Origin of the sequence: Bacteroides sp. AM10-21B, assembly GCF_003472565.1 — a bacterium.
Classification (GTDB): Bacteria; Bacteroidota; Bacteroidia; order Bacteroidales; family Bacteroidaceae; genus Bacteroides; species Bacteroides propionicigenes.
This window is the reverse complement of the sequence record NZ_QRME01000004.1, coordinates 353,915-372,184: the sequence shown is the minus strand read 5'-3', so window position 1 is coordinate 372,184 and position 18,270 is coordinate 353,915. Positions and strand designations below refer to the sequence as shown.

The following is an 18,270-nucleotide window of genomic DNA, read 5'->3' as shown; positions in this document are numbered from 1 at the left end:
CCGGCAACGGGTACAGCCCTTATTTTTATGCTTTGTGATGAATATTATTCCACGCTGAATTTCTTTATCTGTTCTGCAATGAGTTCCGCATCATCGAAGTAGTTAATCTTCATGGCGCGACGCACATCATCCAGCGTTGCTGCGGCTGTTTCACGTGCCGTTTCACAGCCTTTCTTCAGCATATCGTAGATGGCGGGAATATCTTTCTCGAATTCCTTGCGGCGATTGCGAATCGGTTCCAACGTTTCCTGCATGATGTTGTTGAGGAAACCTTTCACTTTCATGTCGCCCAAACCGCCGCGTTGATAATGAGCCTTCAATTCTTCCAAAGAAGGATAGTCGGGCAGGTAACGTTCAAAGTGTTCGGGACGGCAGAAAGCATCCAAATAAGTAAATACGGTATTGCCCTCAATCTTGCCCGGGTCTTGTACACGCAAGTGGTCGGGGTCGGTGTACATACTCTTCACTTTCTTCTGAACCTCGTCGGCGGTATCGGAAAGGTAGATACAGTTGCCCAAAGACTTACTCATCTTGGCTTTTCCGTCCGTTCCCGGCAGACGCAGGCAGGCTGCATTATCCGGCAGGAGGATTTCCGGCTCTACCAGTGTGTCGCCGTAGATGAAGTTGAAGCGGCGTACGATTTCACGGGCCTGTTCAATCATCGGTTCCTGGTCTTCGCCGACGGGAACGGTAGTGGCGCGGAACGCTGTAATGTCCGCAGCCTGGCTGATGGGGTAGGTGAAGAAACCTACCGGAATGCTTGTTTCAAAGTTACGCATCTGGATTTCCGTCTTTACCGTCGGGTTGCGTTGCAGGCGCGATACGGTGACAAGGTCCATATAGTAGAAAGTCAGTTCGCACAGTTCCGGTATCTGCGACTGGATGAAGATGGTGCTCTTCATCGGGTCCAGTCCGCAAGCCAAATAGTCGAGGGCCACCTCAATAACGTTCTGACGTACTTTTTCCGGATTCTCCATATTGTCTGTCAATGCTTGCGCATCGGCGATGAACACGAATGTCTTGTCATACAGTCCGGAGTTCTGCAACTCCACTCTTCGTCTCAATGAGCCTACATAATGTCCGATGTGCAGGCGTCCTGTGGGGCGGTCGCCCGTGAGGATGATTTTTTCTTTTGCCATATCTGTATTTATTATTCTTATTCTTTCCTTATAAAACTCTGTCCGTTGTAACGGAATGCAAAGATACCATTATTTTCATCTAATGCAGTGCATTGCTGTGAAAATTAGAGGAGGAAAGTAGGTGGAAAGTTGCGGAAATGGTACGAATTGGTATCCGAAATGCCGTTTTTAGCATATTTCTTTGTGTTTTAGCCGTTTGTAGACAACACTTTTTTGGCAGTTCATTGTATATAATCTAATTTTCGCGCATTAAAAAACTTTTATGAAATTTAAAAAATTACTCCGTTTTTTGGCAGTCATTGCGGCGGCTGTGATTGGAACACCGCTGCAAGCGCAAGAAACGCCTACTACTGCCAAACTTCACACAAACAGACATCAAGACCATTAGCGACAATGCGCTCCACATCAAGGGCGGCAACCGATGGGACTTGGCAAAGATGACTCTTTGGAAGATGCCATTCGGGAGCTTGCGGACAATGCCCGCTCCGGCAACCCGGAAAAATAAGAAATTTATTCTTTTGATTAATTTGCTCAAATCGTAAATAAGTCGTTTCTTTGCAAAAATTTTAGAGACAACTATGCAACCGCAGGAAAAGAGAAGTACATACAACCTACGTTCGAATGAATTTCATTCGCTGGCTGCCGGTTTCTCTTTTTCCGAAAACAATATTTTTAGTTCTTTGGTAATGCGTTAATCCTTATTCGGGTAACGCATTTTTTTTGTGCCGGGACGTAAAGAATGAACTTATATAGACAACAAGAGAATATGGAAAAGAATTTGAAGAAAGTGCTTGTCTTGGGCTCAGGTGCGCTCAAGATTGGTCAGGCCGGGGAGTTTGACTATTCCGGTTCGCAGGCTTTGAAGGCTTTGCGCGAAGAAGGTGTGGGTTCGGTATTGGTAAATCCGAATATTGCTACAATCCAGACATCGGAAGGTATTGCCGATAAAGTTTACTTCTTGCCGGTAACTCCTTATTTCGTAGAAGAAATCATCAAGAAAGAACAGCCGGACGGCATCCTGTTGGCTTTCGGCGGACAGACTGCACTGAACTGCGGTACGGAACTTTACCTGAACGGAACTTTGCAGAAATATGGCGTACGTGTGCTGGGTACTTCGGTAGAGGCTATCATGTACACGGAAGACCGTGACCTCTTTGTGAAGAAGCTGGATGAAATACCCATGAAAACTCCGAAGAGCCACGCTGTGGAAAGCATGGAAGACGCCTTGAAGGCTGCCCGCGAAATCGGCTACCCGGTAATGGTGCGCTCGGCATACGCTTTGGGCGGCTTGGGCAGCGGTATCTGTCCGGACGAGGAAGCATTCATCAAGCTGGCCGAAAGCTCTTTCACTTTCTCCAAACAAATCTTGGTGGAAGAATCCCTGAAAGGCTGGAAGGAAATAGAGTTCGAGGTAATCCGCGATGCCAACGACCACTGTTTCACTGTGGCAAGCATGGAAAACTTCGACCCGCTGGGCATCCATACCGGTGAGTCTATCGTGGTTGCCCCCACTTGTTCCCTTACCGACGAACAGGTGAAGATGTTGCAGGAACTTTCTACCAAATGCATCCGTCACCTCGGCATCGTGGGCGAATGTAACATTCAATACGCGTTCAATGCCGAGACCAACGACTACCGCGTAATTGAGGTGAACGCCCGTCTGTCCCGCTCTTCCGCATTGGCATCCAAAGCCACCGGTTATCCGCTCGCTTTCGTTGCCGCCAAGATTGCATTGGGCTATACGCTTGACCAAATCGGCGAAATGGGTACTCCAAATTCCGCTTACGAGGCTCCGCAACTGGATTATCTGATTTGTAAAATCCCTCGTTGGGACTTGACGAAGTTTGCGGGTGTGTCTCGTGAAATCGGTTCAAGCATGAAGTCGGTGGGCGAAATCATGTCTATCGGCCGCTCTTTCGAGGAGATTATCCAGAAAGGTCTGCGTATGATAGGTCAGGGTATGCACGGCTTTGTGGGCAATGACGATGTGGAATTCGATGATTTGGATCACGAACTGTCTCACCCCACCGACCTGCGTGTGTTCGCCATCGCCCAAGCTTTGGAAAAAGGCTACACAATCGACCGTATCTTTGAACTGACGAAGATTGACCCTTGGTTCCTCGGCAAGCTGAAGAACATCGTAGACTATAAGAATAAACTCTCGCAATATAATAAGGTGGAAGATATTCCGGCCGACGTGCTGCGCGAAGCGAAAGTGCTCGGTTTCTCCGATTTCCAGATTGCACGTTTCGTGCTGAGCCCGGAAGGCAATATGGAGAAGGAAAACCTTATGGTACGCGCCCGTCGTAAGGAACTGGGTATTCTGCCGGCTGTGAAACGCATCAATACCATTGCTTCCGAACATCCGGAACTGACGAACTACCTCTATATGACGTATGCCGTACAGGGTTATGATGTGAACTATTACAAGAATGAGAAATCGGTGGTTGTGCTGGGTTCGGGTGCTTACCGCATCGGCTCTTCCGTAGAGTTTGACTGGTGCTCGGTGAACGCCATCCAGACTGCACGCAAGCTGGGTTACAAATCTATCATGATTAACTATAACCCCGAAACAGTGTCTACCGACTACGATATGTGCGACCGTCTGTACTTCGACGAACTGTCTTTTGAACGTGTGCTCGATGTTATCGACCTCGAACAGCCGCGCGGCGTAATCGTGTCCGTAGGCGGGCAGATTCCCAACAATCTGGCCATGAAACTCCATCGCCAGTCCGTTCCCGTGTTGGGTACTTCTCCTATCTCCATCGACCGTGCAGAGAACCGTAACAAGTTCTCGGCAATGCTCGACCAGCTCGGCATCGACCAGCCGGCTTGGCAGGAACTTACCAGCCTGGAAGACGTGAAGGGCTTCGTTGAGAAAGTGGGTTATCCTGTATTGGTTCGTCCGTCGTATGTGCTCTCCGGTGCTGCGATGAACGTATGCTACGATGAAGAGGAGTTGGAGAACTTCCTGAAAATGGCAGCCGAGGTTTCCAAAGAATATCCGGTAGTGGTTTCTCAGTTCCTGCAGAATACGAAGGAAATAGAGTTTGATGCTGTGGCTCAGAACGGTGAGGTTGTGGAATATGCCATCTCCGAGCACGTTGAGTTTGCCGGTGTACACTCCGGTGACGCTACGCTGGTGTTCCCGGCACAGAAGATTTACTTCGCTACGGCACGCCGCATCAAGAAAATCAGCCGTCAGATAGCGAAGGAACTCAATATCTCCGGTCCTTTCAACATCCAGTTCTTGGCACGCAACAACGAAGTGAAGGTTATCGAATGTAACCTGCGTGCTTCACGCAGCTTCCCGTTTGTATCTAAGGTGCTGAAGCGTAACTTCATCGAGACCGCCACGAAGATTATGCTGGATGCTCCTTACTCCCGTCCGGACAAATCGGCGTTCGACATCGACTGGATTGGCGTAAAGGCTTCCCAGTTCTCATTCTCCCGTCTGCACAAGGCAGACCCGGTATTGGGCGTGGATATGTCCTCTACGGGTGAAGTGGGCTGTATCGGTGACGACTTCTCCGAAGCATTGCTGAACTCCATGATTGCTACCGGCTTCAAGATTCCGCGTCCGGAGAAGGGTGTGATGTTCTCTTCCGGTGCAATGAAGTCAAAAGTGGATTTGCTGGATGCAAGCCGTATGCTCTTTGCCAAAGGATATAAGATTTACGCTACGGCAGGTACAGCCGCATTCCTCAACGCGCACGGCGTGAATACCGAAGCTGTGTTCTGGCCCGATGAACGTGCAGATGCGGAGAACAATGTAATGACTATGATTGCCGAGCATAAGTTCGACTTGATTGTAAATATTCCGAAGAACCACTCCAAACGCGAGTTGACCAACGGTTACAAGATTCGTCGCGGAGCTATCGACCATAACATTCCGTTGATTACAAATGCCCGTCTGGCAGGCGCTTTCATTGAAGCATTCTGCGAGATGAAGATGGAAGATATTCAGATAAAGAGCTGGCAGGAATATAAATAAGCCGGTTGATATGTTATTGTAATAGAGAGGGGTTGTGTCAAAATGTAAAAGTCCTATCATTCTGTCATTCTGAACGCAGTGAAGAATCTCTTCTCTGCATACATAAGAGAGGGGCTTCTTCGTCGCAAGCTCCTCTGAATGACAGAATGATAGGACTTTTACATTTTGACACACCTCTCTCTTTTTTGTATGGAGGTAAACAGGTGTTCTTGTCGAGGTATGTTCTCAATACGACTGAAGCACCTTCCCTATACGACTGAAGTACCTTCCCTATACGACTGAATGAACGTTCCACTATGATTGAAAAGGGTGGGACATCAACCATTCAGTCACTCAGCTACTTACCTTATCCTATATTAATTCCTTAACTCCCGAATATGAATAAAGCAAGTCCGTGCTTAGCCTAAAGAAAAGAAGTAAAACTTTTCATATCCGTTGAATAATCAGTATTTTTGCGGTATAATGAGTGGGAATGCCTGATAGGGACTCCTTAAATGACAATTGGCGTATGATAAAGAATATATTATTTGATATGGGCGGTGTGATATTCCGTCAGAATTCGGAGGAGGCTTATCGCCGCTTCCGGTCAATGGGAGTGAATACGGATGATTATATGGGAGAATACGGGCAGAAAGGTTTTTTCTTGGACGTTGAAACGGGAAAGATTGATGCTGACGAGTTTTGCCGGAGAATGGCTGAGGCTGTCGGACGCGAGTCTGTCAGTTGGGAGGAGGCACAGTATTGCTGGTTGGGCTTTATACGTGATGTTCCGGTGGACAGGCTGCGCAATCTGTTGAAGCTGAGGGGAGAATACCACATCTGTTTGCTCAGTAATACTAATCCGTTTATTATGGCTTTTACCCGCAGTGATAAGTTCAGTGACGAGCGCAAGCCGATAGGCGATTATTTCGATACGCTCTTTTGCAGTTATGAGATGCAGGCTTACAAGCCCAATCCGGATATTTATCTTAAAGCGCTGGCCGCTGACGGCATGAAGGCGGAGGAGACGATATTTGTGGATGATAGCTTGAAGAATGTCAAGGCTGCGGAAGCACTTGGCATACACGGGTTGCACGTGGCTCCCGATGAGGACTGGATGGAAAAGCTGACAGAGTTGTTGCGGGTGTGCAATGGATAATAGCGGGACTGCAAATAAAAAAAGAAACTATTTAGATTGACGATATGAATGAGGTAGACAAAATGCGCAGTTCGCAATTGGCGAATACCGCTTCTCCGGAAATTCAGGAGAGATTCAAGCGTGCAAAAAAACTGTTGTTGAGGCTGAACGGCATGAGCGGCTATGATGAAGAATGCCGGAGCGTATTGGAAGAACTGATACCTGGTATTCCCGCTTCTGCCACTGTCTGGCTGCCTTTTTGTTGCGACCACGGTGACGGAATCCGCCTTGGGGAGCATGTTTTTATTAATTCCAACTGTACTTTTCTGGACGGAGGCTATATTACTATCGGGGCATATACGCTGATAGGACCTTGTGTGCAGATTTATACGCCCCAGCATCCGTTTGATTATTTGGAGAGGCGTGTGGAGCAAGAACACGCTTATCCGGTGACGATAGGTGAGGATTGCTGGATTGGCGGCGGTACTGTTATTTGTCCCGGGGTGACAATCGGCGACCGTTGCATTATTGGTGCGGGGAGTGTGGTGACTAAAGATATTCCGTCCGATTCTGTGGCTGTTGGTAATCCGGCAAGGGTAATCCGTAAAAATGAAACAAAAAAGTGATAAGGCTAATTGCTTGAAACTCAACAATGGTTGGCATTGTTTGAAAAAAAACTTGAAAAATAGACGATCAAAGTTTTGGTAGTTTCAAAATAAACCGTACCTTTGCATCGCTTTTGAAACGAAAGTGTAAGGGCGTTTAGCTCAGCTGGTTCAGAGCATCTGCCTTACAAGCAGAGGGTCGGCGGTTCGAATCCGTCAACGCCCACCAAATTCCAAGCACTTTCGTTCATCAAAAGGGCGTTTAGCTCAGCTGGTTCAGAGCATCTGCCTTACAAGCAGAGGGTCGGCGGTTCGAATCCGTCAACGCCCACCTCTAAGTTGTTTGTACTTTTATAGCTTTGTGTGTGATGCGCAGGGCTATTTTTTTGTCCTGTAACTTCATTTTTGTAATTTATTTCTTCTTTATACCTTATTACTCAGAAAAAAGCCGTAATTTTGCACCCCGATAATTATCTATAAATACGACGTATGGAACTTGATTTACTTACCGCAATCTCTCCGATTGACGGTCGATACAGGGGCAAGACAGATGCTTTGGCTGCCTATTTCTCAGAATTCGCACTGATAAAATACCGTGTACAGGTTGAAGTGGAATATTTTATAACCTTGTGTGAACTGCCTTTACCTCAGCTGAAAGGGGTGGATAAGGGCGTGTTCGAGACATTGAGGAACATCTACCGTAACTTTTCCGAAGCCGACGCCGGACGCATCAAGGATATTGAAAGCGTGACGAATCATGACGTGAAGGCTGTGGAGTATTTCCTGAAAGAAGAATTTGACAAGTTGGGTGGAATGGATGATTACAAAGAATTTATCCACTTCGGGCTGACTTCACAAGATATTAACAATACTTCTATTCCTTTGTCTGTGAAAGAGGCTTTGGAGCAGGTGTATTATCCTCAAATAGAGGAATTGATAGCCCAACTCCGTGCGTATGCGGAAGAGTGGGCGAATATCCCGATGCTTGCCAAGACGCACGGGCAGCCGGCTTCTCCCACTCGTCTGGGAAAAGAGGTGATGGTGTTCGTGTACCGTTTGGAACGTCAGTTGGCTGCGTTGAAGGCTTGCCCGGTAACCGCTAAATTTGGTGGCGCTACGGGTAATTACAATGCGCATCACGTGGCTTATCCGGAGTATGACTGGAAAGCTTTCGGCAATAAATTTGTCGCAGAGAAGTTGGGCTTGGAGCGTGAAGAATATACGACTCAGATTTCCAATTATGACAATCTGTCCGCCATCTTCGATGCAATGAAGCGCATCAATACGGTGATGATTGACATGAACCGTGACTTCTGGCAGTATATCTCTATGGAGTATTTCAAACAAAAGATTAAAGCCGGAGAGGTTGGTTCAAGCGCAATGCCGCATAAGGTAAATCCGATTGACTTTGAAAATGCCGAAGGTAATCTGGGCATAGCAAACGCTATTCTTGAGCATCTGGCTGTGAAGCTGCCGGTGTCACGTCTGCAACGCGACTTGACGGATTCTACCGTATTGCGTAACGTGGGTGTTCCGTTCGGGCATATTGTAATTGCCATTCAGAGTTCATTGAAGGGATTGCGCAAGCTGTTGCTGAACGAACCGGCTATCTGCCGCGATTTGGATAATTGCTGGAGTGTTGTGGCCGAGGCTATTCAGACAATCCTGCGCCGTGAGGCATATCCGCATCCTTATGAAGCGCTGAAGGCGTTGACGCGTACTAACCAGGCTATCACAGAGGCTTCCATCAAAGAATTCATAGAAGAATTGAATGTAAGCGAAGATATTAAGAAAGAATTACGTGCAATTACCCCCCATACATATACGGGGCTTTAAGAAGTGAAAAGAGAGTCCGGAGGTTCTCAACTTTTTTAATCCGGAATTTGTTTATAAGCTGAAATAAAAGAAAGGTAATTAGAGATAAAGAATGGCCGTGAGGCCAGTAGGTTTAATTTTATTCGAATAAAACAATGAGTACAGAAAATGAAACTTGGCGTGATGCTTCTTCCTCAGAGGAGAACTCAGGCGCCGGCCGTGATGGTAACCAATTTAACAGAGAGGGAGGTTATAGCCGCCCGTCTTACAACCGTGAAAATGGCGACCGCCCTTATCGTCCGAGATTTAATAGTGAAAATGGCGATCGTCCGCAACGTTCTTACAGTAGTGACCGCCCTTATCGTCCTCGCTTTAATCCGAATGCGGAGAATGGCGACCGTCCGCAGCGTTCTTATGGCAACAACGATCGCTCTTATGGCAACAATGCCGGTGGCGACCGTCCTTATCGTCCTCGCTACAACAGCGAAGGTGGCGACCGTTCACAACGCTCTTATGGCAACAATGCCGGTGGCGACCGTCCTTACCGTCCTCGCTACAACAGTGAAGGTGGTGACCGTCCTTATCGTCCTCGCTACAACAGCGAAGGCGGCGACCGTCCGCAACGCTCTTATGGCAACAATGCCGGTGGCGACCGTCCTTACCGTCCTCGCTACAATAGCGAAGGTGGCGACCGTCCGCAGCGTTCTTATGGCAATAATGCCGGTGGCGACCGTCCTTACCGTCCTCGCTACAACAGTGAAGGCGGCGACCGTCCGCAACGTTCTTATGGGAACAGAGACAGCTATAGCCGTCCCATTCGCCGTACGGGAGACTACGACCCCAATGCCAAATATAGCAAGAAGAAACAGATAGAATATAAGGAACAGTTTGTTGACCCGAACGACCCGATTCGTCTGAATAAGTTCCTTGCTAATGCAGGTGTATGCTCGCGTCGTGAGGCGGATGAATTTATTACAGCCGGAGTGGTGTCTGTAAACGGAGTGGTGGTTACTGAACTGGGTACTAAGATTAAGCGTGGAGACGAAGTGAAGTTCCACGACCAGGCGGTCAGCATCGAACGTAAGATATATGTCCTGTTGAATAAGCCGAAAGATACGGTGACAACTTCCGATGACCCGCAGGCGCGCCGTACTGTAATGGATTTGGTGAAGGGCGCTTGTGATGAACGTATCTATCCGGTAGGTCGTCTGGACCGTAATACTACGGGTGTGCTGTTGCTGACAAATGATGGCGACTTGGCTTCTAAGCTGACTCATCCCAAGTATCTGAAAAAGAAAATATATCATGTGCATTTGGATAAGAATCTGACCAAAGCCGATATGGAACAGATTGCAGCCGGTATTCAGTTGGATGACGGTGAAATCCATGCAGATGCTATCAGCTATACTGATGATTTCAAGAAAGATGAAGTGGGTATAGAAATTCACTCCGGCAAGAACCGTATCGTGCGTCGTATTTTCGAATCGCTGGGATATAAGGTTGTGAAGCTGGACCGTGTATTCTTTGCCGGCTTAACCAAGAAAGGCTTGCGCCGCGGCGAATGGCGTTACCTCACAGAGCAAGAGGTGAACTTCCTGCGCATGGGCTCTTTCGAATAATATATATAATAAGGTATAATAACTGTTTTATGGAAAAGATTAGTAGAACAAAGATTGTTGACCTGTTGAAGCGTGAAGACTTTGGCGCTATGGTCAACGTGAAAGGCTGGGTTCGCACCCGCAGAGGTAGTAAGCAAGTTAATTTTATCGCGCTGAACGACGGTTCTACAATAAATAATGTGCAGATTGTGGTAGATTTGGCAAACTTCGATGAAGAGATGCTGAAAGATATTACCACAGGCGCTTGTTTGAGCGTGAACGGCGTGCTGACTGAATCGGTAGGCTCCGGTCAGAAAGCTGAAATCCAAGCTCGTGAAATCGAAGTGTTGGGAACTTGCGACAACACATATCCTTTGCAGAAAAAGGGGCACTCTATGGAGTTCCTTCGTGAGATAGCCCATCTGCGTCCGCGTACGAATACATTCGGCGCTGTGTTCCGCATTCGTCACAATATGGCTATTGCCATTCATGAATTCTTCCATAAGAAAGGGTTCTTCTACTTCCATACGCCTATCATTACGGGCTCTGACTGCGAAGGTGCCGGACAAATGTTTCAGGTTACTACGATGAATCTGTATGATTTGAAGAAAGACGAAAACGGTTCCATTATCTACGATGACGACTTCTTTGGCAAACAGGCGAGCCTGACGGTTTCCGGTCAGTTGGAGGGTGAGCTTGCCGCTACGGCATTGGGCGCTATCTATACATTCGGTCCTACGTTTCGCGCCGAGAATTCCAATACTCCCCGTCACTTGGCAGAGTTCTGGATGGTTGAGCCGGAAGTTGCATTCAATGACATTACCGACAATATGGACTTGGCGGAAGAATTCATCAAGTTCTGTGTACAGTGGGCTTTGGATAACTGCGCCGATGATGTGAAGTTCTTGAACGATATGTTTGATAAGGGCTTGGTAGAGCGTCTGCAAGGTGTCTTGAAAGAAGACTTCGTTCGTCTGCCTTATACGGAAGGTATCAAAATTCTGGAAGAAGCCGTTGCAAAGGGGCATAAGTTCGAGTTCCCCGTATACTGGGGCGTTGACTTGGCTTCCGAACACGAACGTTATTTGGTGGAAGAACACTTCAAGCGTCCGGTTATCCTGACGGATTATCCGAAAGAAATCAAGGCGTTCTACATGAAACAGAATGAAGATGGCAAGACGGTACGCGCCATGGATGTGCTCTTCCCGAAGATTGGCGAGATAATCGGCGGTTCCGAGCGTGAGGCCGACTATGCCAAACTGATGAACCGCATTGATGAACTGCATATCCCGATGAAGGATATGTGGTGGTATCTCGATACCCGTAAATTCGGTACGTGTCCGCACTCCGGTTTTGGGCTGGGCTTTGAGCGTCTGTTGTTGTTTGTAACCGGCATGACTAATATTCGTGACGTGATACCCTTCCCGCGTACTCCGCGTAATGCAGAGTTCTAACCGCCGGAAAGTGACATAAAATATCCTAAACGGAGAAGCCTGCATAAATTTGATTTATGCGGGCTTTTTTTATGCAATAAATTGTTATATTCTCAAAATAAATCTTTATATTTGTGTCAATAGGAATGACATAACGTTAACCAATATCATACGAATATGAAAAAGAATTATTTCTTTACCATGCTGGCAGCGGTGCTGCTTGCGGTAACAGGAGTCCGGGCGCAGGATAAGGCAGCTTTTGAACCTGCGCATCTGCAAGGTATTTGGCAGTTGTGTCATTATGTGTCTGAGAATCCGGATATTCCCGGAATGCTGAAGCCGAGTAATACATTTAAGGTACTGAGTGATGACGGACGTATCGTTAACTTCACGATACGCCCGGGTACGGATGCCATTATCACAGGATATGGCACGTATCAGCAAATATCGGGCAATGCTTACAAAGAGAGCATCGAGAAGAATATCCATCTGCCCATGCTGGATAATAAAGACAATGTCCTTGAATTTGAAATGGGTGAGGGAGGTGTGATGTATCTGAAATATTTCATTGCAAAAGATTTGAACGGAAATGAACTGAACACGTGGTTTCATGAAACATGGAAACGGGTGAATATGCCGCCGGTATTCCCGGAAGATATTGTCCGGTAGCAGGCTTTCAAGACTATTCAATGCTTCTTACATAGTTCCTGATTACACAATTCTTGAAAAACGCTGCTTATAAGCGTTTGCATATATAAGCAGGCGTTTTTTGGATAGGTGGTGTCAAAATGTAAAAGCCCTATCATTCTGTCATTCTGAACGCAGTGAAGAATCTCTTCTCAGTATACATAAGGGAGGAGATTCTTCGTCGCAAGCTCCTCTGAATGACTGGATGATAGGGCTTTTGCATTTTGAATTCAACCTCTTTCTTTTTGTTGTATATCAGCCAAGTGCAATTTAAAAAAAAGAAGAAAACGTTTGCCAGTTATAAGAAAATCCGTACCTTTGCAAGCCGATTATTATCTCATAAGGATAAGCATTTAATTCATAGCGAGTTAATCTCCCTTTGTCCGAGGTGGTTAATTCGTGGTGAAGCAAAACATTTAGTAGTAACATTTAAAAAAACAATTAAGAGTGGATACTTTAAGTTACAAGACCATTTCTGCAAACAAAGCTACAGTGACTAAAGAATGGGTCATTGTTGACGCTACAGACCAAGTATTAGGTCGTCTGGGCGCAAAAGTTGCGAAACTGTTGAGAGGAAAGTATAAACCAAACTTTACTCCTCACGTAGATTGTGGCGATAATGTAATCATTATCAATGCCGACAAAGTAAAATTAACCGGTAACAAGTGGAATGACAAGGTATATCTGTCATATACAGGCTATCCCGGCGGTCAGAGAGAAATCACTCCTGCTCGTTTGCAGGCAAAACCGAACGGTGATGACAAGTTGCTGAGAAAAGTAGTAAAGGGTATGTTGCCTAAGAATAAACTGGGTGCTCAATTGTTGGGCAATATGTACGTTTATGCAGGCAGTGAGCACAAACATGAAGCTCAGAGCCCGAAAATGATTGATATTAACGCACTTAAATAAGAGATAATGGAAGTAGTAAATGCATTAGGCAGACGTAAAAGTGCAATTGCACGTATTTTCGTAAGCGAAGGTACTGGAAAGATTACTATTAACAAGAGAGACCTCGCAGAGTACTTTCCATCAAGCATTCTTCAGTATGTAGTTAAACAACCGTTGAACAAGCTGGGTGTTGCTGAAAAGTACGACATCAAAGTAAACCTCTGCGGTGGTGGTTTTACCGGTCAGTCTCAGGCATTGCGTCTTGCAATTGCTCGTGCACTGGTGAAAATCAATGCTGAAGATAAGGCTGCTCTCCGCGCTGAAGGTTTCATGACTCGTGATCCTCGTTCTGTTGAACGTAAGAAACCGGGACAGCCGAAAGCTCGTCGTAGATTCCAGTTCAGTAAACGTTAAGAGTTGGAGAACGGTTGGGGCGGACAAGTTGCTTAATTCTCGACTTTCACCTCTCAACTCTCAACTGAAAAAGCGTTTAGTATCTAAACTACCGGGACTCTTCATTTGGATAGGCTACCCGGCGGTTGGTTTAGAAAAAACAAAAAAGAAAGTAAACGATTTAAAGATTAAAACAAAATGTCAAGAACAAATTTTGATACATTATTGGAAGCCGGTTGTCACTTCGGCCACTTGAAAAGAAAGTGGAACCCTGCAATGGCTCCTTATATCTTCATGGAACGCAATGGTATTCATATCATTGACCTCAACAAGACGGTTGCTAAAATAGACGAAGCTGCTGAAGCTTTGAAGCAAATCGCTAAGTCAGGAAAGAAAGTCCTGTTTGTTGCTACTAAAAAACAAGCTAAGCAGGTGGTTGCCGACAAGGCTGCATCTGTAAATATGCCTTATGTAATCGAGCGCTGGCCGGGTGGTATGTTGACTAACTTCCCGACAATCCGTAAGGCTGTGAAGAAGATGGCTACTATCGATAAATTGACTAACGATGGTACTTATTCTAACCTCTCTAAGAGAGAAATTCTGCAAATCTCTCGCCAACGTGCTAAATTGGACAAGACTTTGGGCTCTATCGCTGACCTGACTCGTCTGCCGTCCGCTTTGTTCGTTATCGACGTAATGAAAGAGAATATTGCAGTTCGTGAAGCTAACCGTTTGGGTATTCCGGTATTCGGTATCGTTGATACTAACTCCGATCCTACAAACATCGACTTCGTTATTCCGGCAAACGATGACGCTACTAAGTCGGTAGAAGTTATCTTGGATGCTTGCTGCGCAGCTATGCAGGAAGGTTTGGAAGAACGCAAGGCTGAAAAGGTAGATATGGAAGCTGCCGGTGAAGCTCCTGCCAACAAAGGCAAGAAGAAAGCTACAAAAGCAAGACTCGATAAGTCTGACGAGGAAGCAATCAACGCAGCCAAAGCTGCCGCTTTCATCAAGGAAGACGAAGAGGCTTAATCATAGAACTGAGAGTTGAGAATTGAAAGTTGAGAGTTACTTTACGGCAATTCTCAATTCTCTATTCTCAGCTCTTTTTCGCTTTTTAGAACGATATTTATTAACTAAAATATAAAGGAAAGATATTATGGCTGTAAGTATGGCTGATATAACCAAGCTCCGTAAAATGACCGGTGCTGGTATGATGGACTGCAAGAATGCATTGAATGATGCTGAAGGCGATTTCGACAAGGCAATGGAAATTATCCGTAAGAAGGGACAGGCTGTTGCCGCTAAGCGTTCAGACCGTGAAGCTTCTGAAGGTTGCGTTTTGGCTAAGACTACTGGTGACTTTGCAGTTATCATTGCTTTGAAGTGTGAAACTGACTTCGTAGCCCAGAATGCTGACTTCGTGAAACTGACTCAGGAAATTCTTGATCTTGCTGTTGCCAACAAGTGTAAGACTTTGGATGAAGTGAAAGCGTTGCCGATGGGTAGCGGTACTGTACAAGATGCAGTAACTGACCGTAGCGGTATTACAGGTGAAAAAATGGAACTCGACGGTTATATGACTGTAGAGGGTGCAACTACCGTTGTTTATAATCACATGAACAGAAACGGTCTTTGTACTATCGTTGCTTTCAACAAGAATGTTGACGAACAGTTGGCTAAGCAAGTAGCTATGCAGATTGCTGCCATGAATCCGTTGGCTATTGATGAAGACGGTGTTTCTGAAGAAGTTAAGCAGAAAGAAATCGAAGTTGCCATTGAAAAGACAAAAGCTGAGCAAGTGCAGAAAGCTGTTGAAGCTGCTTTGAAGAAAGCAGGTATTAATCCGGCTCATGTAGACAGCGAAGATCATATGGAAAGTAATATGTCTAAGGGCTGGATTACAGCTGAGGATGTAGCAAAGGCAAAAGAAATTATCGCTACTGTTTCTGCTGAGAAGGCTGCAAATCTGCCTGAACAGATGATTCAGAACATTGCTAAAGGTCGTCTGGGTAAATTCTTGAAAGAAGTTTGCTTGCTGAATCAGGAAGATATCATGGATGCCAAGAAGACAGTAAGAGAAGTGCTGAAAGAAGCCGATCCTGAATTGAAGATTGTTGACTTCAAGCGTTTCACTTTGCGCGCTGAATAATTCGGTACAAATAAAAATATATAGAAACGGTCGCATGGAGGTATCCATAGCGGCCGTTTTTTGTTGAAATTTTCAGGTATAAGGTGTGTTCATCCCACCGGCTTAGTCTGTGTATACCCTTCCTTCTTCAGCAACTCCAGTACTTTCTGTTTGAAATCACCTTGTACAATGATTTCTCCGTCTTTGGCGCTCCCGCCCACACCGCATTTGCTTTTGAGGAATTTGCCTAATTCTTTCAGGTCGTCTTCCATGCCGACAAAGCCGGTGATAAGGGTTACGACTTTACCACCCCGGTTTTTGCGGTCCAGTTGTACGCGCAGACGTTGTTGGGAGGGTTGGGGAGTGGTTTGTTCTTCGTCATCATCTACCTCGTATTTAAAGTCGGGATTGGTGGAGTACACTACATTCAGTCTGTCTTTCCAGTCGTTGTCTTTGGAATTTTTAGCCATATATATCTATTTTATATTCTGTGAAAAGGAGTTCAAAAATACGGTTTTGCAGGGAACTTTGCAATCATAGGTAGAAATAATGTTAACCTTTTGTCATAGATATGTTACAGATTAGAAAAAAAGCACTACTTTTGTCAGTCATAATATTGAGAACTTAAAGGGAAGACTATGAACAATCAGTTACAAAAGAAAGACTCCATGAAAGTGCCGGAACCTACCCTGCGCCGTCTTCCGTGGTACCTTTCCAATGTAAAGTTGCTTAGAAAGAAAGGGGAGCGTTTCGTTTCTTCTACTCAAATCTCCAAAGAAATCAATATTGATGCTTCTCAGATAGCAAAAGATTTGTCGTATGTCAATATCTCAGGCCGTACGCGTGTGGGGTATGATGTAGATACGCTGATTGCTGTGCTGGAAGATTTCCTTGGATTTACCAATATACATAAAGCTTTTCTTTTCGGTGTCGGAAGTTTGGGCGGCGCGTTGCTGCGTGACTCCGGTTTGAGCCATTTCGGTCTGGAGATTGTGGCGGCATTCGATGTGAACCCTGAACTGGTAGGGACAACCCTGAACGGTATTCCTATCTACCACTCCGATGACTTTGAGAAGAAAATGCGCGAGTACGATGTCAATATCGGTGTACTGACAGTGCCAATCGAGATTGCACAGAAGATAACGGACACTATGGTGGCAGGCGGCATTAAAGCTGTTTGGAACTTTACCCCGTTCCGTATACGGGTGCCGGAAGATATAGTAGTCCAGAACACCTCATTATATGCACATCTGGCAGTTATGTTTAACCGTTTGAACTTTAACGAAATCAAGTAATGAAGATTATAGCAGTAGGGATGAACTATGCGCAGCACAATAAAGAGCTGGGGCATACTCAGGTAAACCGGGAACCCGTTATCTTCATGAAGCCCGATTCGGCTATTCTTAAAGACGGCAAGCCATTCTTTGTTCCCGACTTTTCCAATGAAGTTCATTATGAAACGGAAGTTGTAGTGCGTATTTGCCGGTTGGGCAAGAATATTGCTCCGCGCTTTGCGCACCGCTATTATGATGCGGTGACAGTAGGCATTGACTTCACCGCACGCGACTTGCAACGGAAATTCCGTGAAGCCGGCAATCCGTGGGAACTCTGCAAAGGATTCGATAATTCGGCGGCTGTCGGCACATTCATTTCTTTGGAACAAGCCGGCGGTGACTTACAGCAACTGGATTTTCATCTCGACATCGATGGCAGCGAAGTGCAGCGTGGCAATACGGCGGATATGCTTTTCAAGATAGACGATATAATAGCCTATGTCAGCCGTTTTATGACCTTGAAGATTGGTGACTTGCTGTTTACAGGTACGCCTGCCGGTGTAGCACCTGTCAGTATCGGGCAACATCTGCAAGGTTATTTGGGGGAAGAAAAATTACTCGATTTCTATATTCGCTGATTCCGGCGGGTGCTTGCGGACACATCCATTCTATAATTAAGAAAAAATGAAGATACGTGTAGGCTTTGGCTTTGATGTTCACCAATTGGTGGCAGGTAGAGAACTTTGGTTAGGCGGCGTGCGTCTGGAACATGAGAAAGGTCTGTTGGGGCACTCGGATGCCGATGTGCTTATACATGCCATTTGTGATGCACTGTTGGGAGCGGCTAATATGCGCGATATAGGTTATCACTTTCCGGATACGGCAGGTGAGTTTAAGAATGTGGATAGCAAGATATTGTTGAAAAAGACGGTGGAGCTGATAGGAACCAAAGGCTATTCTGTCGGCAATATTGATGCGACCGTCTGTGCCGAACGCCCCAAGCTGAAAGCCCATATTCCCGCCATGCAGCAAACCCTCTCCGCAGTAATGGGGATTGATGAAGATGATATCTCCATAAAAGCCACCACTACGGAGAAACTGGGCTTTACCGGACGCGAAGAAGGTATGTCGGCTTATGCGACCGTATTGATAACGAAAGGATAACCGACTCTCTTCAGTCGCTTTGGGCAAGG

Annotated in this window: 17 protein-coding genes and 2 tRNA genes; 16 read left to right on the top strand and 3 right to left on the bottom strand. The window is 46.0% G+C overall.

Annotation, left to right across the window (positions count from 1 at the left end; all coding sequences use genetic code 11):
- Nucleotides 1–44: 44 nt before the first annotated feature.
- Complete coding sequence (gene trpS / locus DW121_RS07350) at nucleotides 45–1,139, bottom strand: tryptophan--tRNA ligase (protein ID WP_118323408.1); 1,095 nt, start codon at nucleotides 1,137–1,139, stop codon at nucleotides 45–47.
- 277 nt (nucleotides 1,140–1,416) lie between these two features.
- Nucleotides 1,417–1,674, bottom strand: coding sequence for a hypothetical protein (locus DW121_RS15515; RefSeq protein WP_147399666.1), 258 nt, complete (start codon nucleotides 1,672–1,674; stop codon nucleotides 1,417–1,419).
- Nucleotides 1,675–1,905: 231 nt separating this feature from the next.
- Between DW121_RS15515 and carB the strand changes: the two genes are divergently transcribed.
- The 13 genes from carB (at nucleotide 1,906) to tsf (ending at nucleotide 15,824) form a co-directional block, all read left to right on the top strand.
- Nucleotides 1,906–5,133 carry a carbamoyl-phosphate synthase (glutamine-hydrolyzing) large subunit gene (gene carB, locus DW121_RS07345; RefSeq protein WP_117712293.1) on the top strand — a complete coding sequence of 1,076 codons (3,228 nt, stop codon included), beginning with the start codon at nucleotides 1,906–1,908 and terminating at the stop codon, nucleotides 5,131–5,133.
- Between the two features lie 508 nt (nucleotides 5,134–5,641).
- Nucleotides 5,642–6,271 carry an HAD family hydrolase gene (locus tag DW121_RS07340; RefSeq protein WP_118323426.1) on the top strand — a complete coding sequence of 210 codons (630 nt, stop codon included), beginning with the start codon at nucleotides 5,642–5,644 and terminating at the stop codon, nucleotides 6,269–6,271.
- A gap of 44 nt (nucleotides 6,272–6,315) precedes the next feature.
- Nucleotides 6,316–6,876: a sugar O-acetyltransferase gene (locus DW121_RS07335; RefSeq protein WP_118323407.1), complete on the top strand. Its 561-nt coding sequence runs from the start codon at nucleotides 6,316–6,318 to the stop codon at nucleotides 6,874–6,876.
- A 130-nt stretch (nucleotides 6,877–7,006) separates the two neighbouring features.
- A tRNA-Val gene (locus tag DW121_RS07330) sits at nucleotides 7,007–7,084 on the top strand.
- A 27-nt stretch (nucleotides 7,085–7,111) separates the two neighbouring features.
- A tRNA-Val gene (locus DW121_RS07325) sits at nucleotides 7,112–7,186 on the top strand.
- Nucleotides 7,187–7,344: 158 nt separating this feature from the next.
- Nucleotides 7,345–8,691: an adenylosuccinate lyase gene (purB, locus tag DW121_RS07320; protein WP_117712227.1), complete on the top strand. Its 1,347-nt coding sequence runs from the start codon at nucleotides 7,345–7,347 to the stop codon at nucleotides 8,689–8,691.
- Nucleotides 8,692–8,825: 134 nt separating this feature from the next.
- Nucleotides 8,826–10,289: a pseudouridine synthase gene (locus DW121_RS07315; RefSeq protein ID WP_118323406.1), complete on the top strand. Its 1,464-nt coding sequence runs from the start codon at nucleotides 8,826–8,828 to the stop codon at nucleotides 10,287–10,289.
- Between the two features lie 29 nt (nucleotides 10,290–10,318).
- Entirely contained in the window at nucleotides 10,319–11,722 is a 1,404-nt protein-coding gene (gene asnS / locus DW121_RS07310; protein ID WP_118323405.1) for an asparagine--tRNA ligase, read from the top strand.
- 156 nt (nucleotides 11,723–11,878) lie between these two features.
- Nucleotides 11,879–12,370 (top strand): DUF4488 domain-containing protein, encoded by a 492-nt coding sequence (locus DW121_RS07305; protein WP_117712220.1) that lies wholly within the window; start codon nucleotides 11,879–11,881, stop codon nucleotides 12,368–12,370.
- Between the two features lie 465 nt (nucleotides 12,371–12,835).
- Nucleotides 12,836–13,297: a 50S ribosomal protein L13 gene (rplM, locus tag DW121_RS07295; protein ID WP_004288303.1), complete on the top strand. Its 462-nt coding sequence runs from the start codon at nucleotides 12,836–12,838 to the stop codon at nucleotides 13,295–13,297.
- A 6-nt stretch (nucleotides 13,298–13,303) separates the two neighbouring features.
- Nucleotides 13,304–13,690 (top strand): 30S ribosomal protein S9, encoded by a 387-nt coding sequence (rpsI, locus tag DW121_RS07290; protein WP_004288304.1) that lies wholly within the window; start codon nucleotides 13,304–13,306, stop codon nucleotides 13,688–13,690.
- A 177-nt stretch (nucleotides 13,691–13,867) separates the two neighbouring features.
- Nucleotides 13,868–14,704, top strand: coding sequence for a 30S ribosomal protein S2 (gene rpsB / locus DW121_RS07285; RefSeq protein ID WP_005658322.1), 837 nt, complete (start codon nucleotides 13,868–13,870; stop codon nucleotides 14,702–14,704).
- A 127-nt stretch (nucleotides 14,705–14,831) separates the two neighbouring features.
- On the top strand, nucleotides 14,832–15,824 hold the full coding sequence (gene tsf, locus DW121_RS07280; RefSeq protein ID WP_117712217.1) for a translation elongation factor Ts: 993 nt from the start codon (nucleotides 14,832–14,834) through the stop codon (nucleotides 15,822–15,824).
- Nucleotides 15,825–15,913: 89 nt separating this feature from the next.
- Here tsf and DW121_RS07275 read toward each other — a convergent pair whose 3' ends face one another.
- Nucleotides 15,914–16,273: a translation initiation factor gene (locus DW121_RS07275; protein WP_117712215.1), complete on the bottom strand. Its 360-nt coding sequence runs from the start codon at nucleotides 16,271–16,273 to the stop codon at nucleotides 15,914–15,916.
- Nucleotides 16,274–16,441: 168 nt separating this feature from the next.
- On the opposite strand from DW121_RS07275, the gene DW121_RS07270 reads away from it, so the two are divergent.
- Genes DW121_RS07270 through ispF form a run of 3 tightly spaced genes read left to right on the top strand, consistent with a single transcriptional unit; the run spans nucleotide 16,442 to nucleotide 18,241 of the window.
- Nucleotides 16,442–17,098, top strand: a complete 657-nt coding sequence (locus tag DW121_RS07270; protein ID WP_117712213.1) for a redox-sensing transcriptional repressor Rex — start codon at nucleotides 16,442–16,444, stop codon at nucleotides 17,096–17,098.
- Nucleotides 17,098–17,715, top strand: a complete 618-nt coding sequence (locus DW121_RS07265) for a fumarylacetoacetate hydrolase family protein (protein ID WP_117712211.1) — start codon at nucleotides 17,098–17,100, stop codon at nucleotides 17,713–17,715. The genes DW121_RS07270 and DW121_RS07265 overlap by 1 nt, the downstream gene beginning before the upstream one ends.
- 46 nt (nucleotides 17,716–17,761) lie before the next feature.
- Nucleotides 17,762–18,241 carry a 2-C-methyl-D-erythritol 2,4-cyclodiphosphate synthase gene (gene ispF, locus DW121_RS07260; protein WP_117712210.1) on the top strand — a complete coding sequence of 160 codons (480 nt, stop codon included), beginning with the start codon at nucleotides 17,762–17,764 and terminating at the stop codon, nucleotides 18,239–18,241.
- Nucleotides 18,242–18,270: the final 29 nt, after the last annotated feature.